General features: G+C 61.8%; 5 protein-coding genes. 2 read left to right on the plus strand and 3 right to left on the minus strand.

Annotation, left to right across the window (positions count from 1 at the left end):
- Positions 1–71 precede the first annotated feature (71 nt).
- Entirely contained in the window at positions 72–446 is a 375-nt protein-coding gene (locus tag IF809_RS38265; RefSeq protein ID WP_249162681.1) for a hypothetical protein, read from the plus strand.
- A gap of 15 nt (positions 447–461) precedes the next feature.
- On the opposite strand, the gene IF809_RS38270 is transcribed toward IF809_RS38265, so the two are convergent.
- A complete protein-coding gene (locus IF809_RS38270) occupies positions 462–851 on the minus strand; it encodes a hypothetical protein (RefSeq protein ID WP_014498016.1) in 390 nt (129 codons plus the stop codon).
- A gap of 179 nt (positions 852–1,030) precedes the next feature.
- Here IF809_RS38270 and IF809_RS38275 point away from each other — a divergent pair, with 179 nt between their 5' ends.
- Positions 1,031–1,438 (plus strand): PilZ domain-containing protein, encoded by a 408-nt coding sequence (locus tag IF809_RS38275; protein WP_014498017.1) that lies wholly within the window; start codon positions 1,031–1,033, stop codon positions 1,436–1,438.
- Between the two features lie 281 nt (positions 1,439–1,719).
- On the opposite strand, the gene IF809_RS38280 is transcribed toward IF809_RS38275, so the two are convergent.
- Together IF809_RS38280 and IF809_RS38285 are read right to left on the minus strand one after the other, a co-directional pair.
- Positions 1,720–1,929 (minus strand): ClpX C4-type zinc finger protein, encoded by a 210-nt coding sequence (locus IF809_RS38280; RefSeq protein ID WP_080586833.1) that lies wholly within the window; start codon positions 1,927–1,929, stop codon positions 1,720–1,722.
- A gap of 555 nt (positions 1,930–2,484) precedes the next feature.
- The gene (locus IF809_RS38285) at positions 2,485–2,985 is read right to left on the minus strand and encodes a condensation domain-containing protein (protein WP_038937460.1); all 501 of its coding nucleotides are present in this window, start codon (positions 2,983–2,985) and stop codon (positions 2,485–2,487) included.
- Positions 2,986–3,121 lie beyond the last annotated feature (136 nt).

The raw sequence follows: 3,121 nt of genomic DNA on the forward strand, positions 1-3,121 counted from the left end.
GACAAGCGCTATCGCCGACTCTCGACCTCTGAGAATCGCCTCCTTCGGCTCGGCGGTCGATTAAGTTGACGATGCCCTGCGTCGAGCCGGCGGCGGGCGCCGATCTCGGTCTGCTGGGCGATTGCCTGCTCACGCGTCAGGCGGGCCATCTCGACCGTCGAGACGCTGCCCGATTTGATCAGGGACGAGGCCCGCTCCACAGCGGCCGCCGCCTCTTCCCGTCGCGCGGCCGCGGCCTCGATCGCCGACTGGATTTCGGCGATGCGCGCCTCGAGCTGAAGGATGCGGCCATCGCGGAACTGGCCCGCCTGGCGGGCGAGGCCCTGTTGCGCGGTCTCGGCGGCGCCAGCTTAGCGGCAAGGCTCGGGCGCTCGTTCTCCTGCCGCGACATCTGCCGCCGAAGATCGTCGAGCCGCACGCGATCGCCACGCGCGTTGACGACATGAAGGATCGCGTCGCCCTCATGGACCACGCTGAGTTGCGTCGAGTCTTGCGGCGGCTTCGCGCTCACGGGTGCCGTCGATCGGCGAGCGCAACGTCGCGATCCTGGCATTGACCACGGCCTCGACGCTCGAGGTCTGCAGCACGGCCTTCAGCGGCAACCATCCGAAGACGGCCACGATCGCAAGACCAATGCCGACCTTGAGCAGGCGGCGAACCCACCGGCCCGAGCCTGCAGGTGCTTCGGGATGGGGAGCACTATCGCTGACGGGCTCGCTCACCGGCTCGTCGTGCGCCGGCTGCAACCGATCCTGCAAATCGCGCTGCAATCCGCATGCGCCCGCGTCCTTATCCTTGGTGACGGAAACTTTGTCTTCAGGAGAGGGCTTCTGCTGCTGTGCCTGATTCATTGACCGGCCCCTGAATTGTCAGTGCGGGCGGGGTTCAGAAACCGTAATCCTGAACGGCCAATGTGCTTTTGGGGTGCCCCTTCGACATGGGAGCACCGTCCCACCGAACGGGGCCGTTATACGCTGGCCCATTGATGGCCACTGATACTATCTCGCTTGGATTTCTGAGGCCCAACCCTATGGTTCTGTACAATTGCGTCGTGCTCGCGATCGTGCGCTTCATCTGCATCGAGCAGCCGCGGCGCCGCAAGGCCGAGCGTTTCGAACGCGACGAGCCGATCCTAGTTCACGAAGGCGCCGAGCCGCGGCTGGTGCGGATGGCCGACATCTCGATTTCGGGCGCGCGCTTCATCGATCCCGCCCCGCCGCCAATCGGCGCCTCGATCAAGTGCAATGTCTATGGCCAGAACGTGAGCGCGACCGTTGTCCGCCGCACTCGCGACGGCTTCGGCGTCCGTTTCGAGGACGCGGTTGCGACGCGGATCAATGTCGTCCGCGCATTCTATGCCGGCGAATATGTCCGCGCCTTCCGCAGCGTGCGCGCGGCGCCGGTCGGCAAGGCGTTGCTGATGCGGCTGTTCGGCTAGAGCGGTATGAATGAGGTGGGCCTGGAGCAGTCCCATCCGTCGTCATTCGCAATTGCGCAGCTTAGTGCCGGTCGTGCTGACAGTACTCGCCTTGCTCGTGTGACCGCCCGAAACCACGGTGGGCGCGATGACGGTCCAAGAGTTGGTGACCATACTGCAAGCGCTTCCCGACCAAAACGCCCCTTCGAAAGCACCTTCGCTACCGTGCGCCACCGCACCATCCGATCCAAGGGTTGCCTGTCGAACATGACTGCGCTTGCGATGGTCTTCAAACTGATCGATTATTCCCGCTGAAAGCCGCCGCTGCTCCCTAGCTCCCCGACGAACCGTCGATGCTTCTCCAACCATTCAGGTGAACGAGCTGCGATAGCTTGAACGCACACTTGAACGCATTCATCACAAATAGCAGCTGCTCCGTCAGGAGCGGTGACGATCGCAAGAACATGCTGCGCCTCCATTCTACAGAAAGAACAGATTACGTCCGAGGTCATAGTCGCTTCTCATTCCTGTGATGGGGACACTGAATAGTACTACCTGCAGGACCGAGTCGCGAGCTATCGCCGAATTTTGGTGACCGCCGGGGCCGGTCAGGCGGCGGCGGTTGTGGGCTGACGGTCGGTCGGCTTGGCGATGACCTCGATCCCGTCTTGAATGTCATGAGGTAGTCTCAATATAGACTATATCTACTCCCGATCTGTCAAGACACTCCGCCTTACACACGGCTTCTCTTGCTCAACCTTGAACCGGAAAATACTTCCGGCTAAACCCCGTTCGATGACATCTAATCGTGTAGGCACAGATCTCACTCCGTTGAGAGCGACAGTATATCCCTGTTCCTGTAACAGTACGGCCGACCATTTTTGGTAGGTCCATCGGGCGCGTTTGCGTCATCACCGGGGTTATTGAGCGTCAGACCGACTTTCTAAAACAGAATTGTCAATCCTTTCCGGCGTGCAACACCAAGAACTGGTTATGGCCATCGAGACGGCGCCAGCTTTTCTGCGCGCCCTTGGCTGAGACTTTCTTGTTCGAAGCCGCTCTCCGTTTCAGTCAGCTTCCGGAGCGTGAAAAGCGGGCCCGGATAGTTCTGTTGGCAGCGGATGGGGAGGGTCGTCCTGCCCCGACAGACGCGACAGCACCGCCGCCCAGCCCGCCAGCACCGTCAGGAACAACTTCGTGCCATGCTGCCGGCTCAGCCGCTTCAAGTCCCGCGTCAGATCCGCATCGATGACAACAGGAACACTGGCCCCCGGCAAACGACTGCTGGGCCGGCCGCGCACGGTCCGTCGGCAAGACAAGACGGGCCGTGCCTGACAGGGCGTTGCGCCAATACTTCGCCTGCTTCTGCAGCCGTTCCCCGACAGCCACTGCCGTTGCCAGGCGGCATAATCCGGATACTGGATCGCCAACGGCGGCAAAGGATCGTCCTGTCCAGCCTCGAACGCCCGGTAAAGCCGACTGAGTTCATGCACCAGCACGCCCAATCGACCGCCGTCCGAGACGATGTGATGCTGGGTCAGCAGGAAGACGTGTTCCTCATCCGACATCCGCACTAGCCCGTCCTATTCGTGAGAGTGCGGCATTTGGGCCCGATTGATGCGGCCGCACATCTTGTCTGACGAGGCGCACAGGATTGCCTTCGGCTTTTCACCGCCTGACGACCCGTACTTTGCAACGCGCTTG

The organism is Bradyrhizobium sp. UFLA06-24 (genome assembly GCF_054967145.1).